This is a genomic window from Vibrio sp. 1288 (assembly GCF_033344475.1).
In genome coordinates, this window is the sequence record NZ_JAWPOX010001136.1 from 1 (window position 1) to 515 (window position 515).

Sequence of the window (515 nt, forward strand, 5' to 3'; positions counted from 1 at the left end):
TGTCTTTCCGTGGCCTTAAGACAGATAAAGAGCATGTGGCAGTTATTTTTAAACAAGCGGATCAAACGCAAGACACGCCGCTAGTGCGTATGCATTCCGAGTGTCTGACTGGCGATGTTTTCCACTCATCTCGCTGTGACTGCGGTGAGCAGTTAGAAGAAACGATCCAACGTATGGGCGAATCTGGCGGCGTGATCCTTTACCTTCGCCAAGAGGGTCGTGGTATCGGTTTGTACAACAAGATTGATGCGTATCGTCTGCAAAGCCAGGGGATGAACACTTACGAAGCAAACAACCATTTAGGCTTTGATGATGATTTAAGAGACTTCACCGAAGCGGCACAAATGTTAGAAGCGTTAGGTATCAAGAAAATTCGTCTTGTGACCAATAACCCTAAGAAAATCCGTGAATTAGCGGAGTACGGAATTGAGATTGTCGAAGTTGTCAATACTTCGGCGCACATTAAAGATGGTAATGAAAACTATCTTAGAGCGAAAGTTTCTCACGGCAAACAT

1 protein-coding gene is annotated in these 515 nt (G+C 44.9%); it reads left to right on the forward strand.

Annotated features, from left to right (window positions below):
- A partial coding sequence (gene ribA, locus R8O11_RS31310; RefSeq protein WP_318195403.1) for a GTP cyclohydrolase II occupies nt 1–515 on the forward strand: 515 nt, incomplete at both ends.